This is a genomic window from Monashia sp. HAY1-2A (assembly GCF_056755315.1).
In genome coordinates, this window is sequence record NZ_JBNDHY010000693.1 from 1 (window position 1) to 243 (window position 243).

Annotated in this window: 1 protein-coding gene; it reads left to right on the forward strand. The window is 39.9% G+C overall.

Annotation, left to right across the window (positions count from 1 at the left end; genetic code table 11):
- On the forward strand, positions 1–243 hold a 243-nt coding region (locus tag ACPYOM_RS23575; protein ID WP_481347841.1), incomplete at both ends, for a hypothetical protein.

A 243-nucleotide genomic window follows, 5' to 3' on the forward strand; every position in this document is an offset into this window, starting at 1 on the left:
TTGCACCTTCTCATTATCGCTACAATTTTGAAACGAAAAAAGGAAAGTTAGCACAATATGCAGAAAGAGTCTGGGGAATAAAAGACGGAAGCATTGAGGAAAAAGCAGAAGCCGGAATCAAAAAGCTGGAAGAATTTTTTCATAGTCTGCATATCCAGACAAAACTTTCGGAATACACCGAAGATTTCCATGGGACTGCAGAAAGAGTGGAAAAAGCGTTTACGGAAAGAAACTGGACAGGTC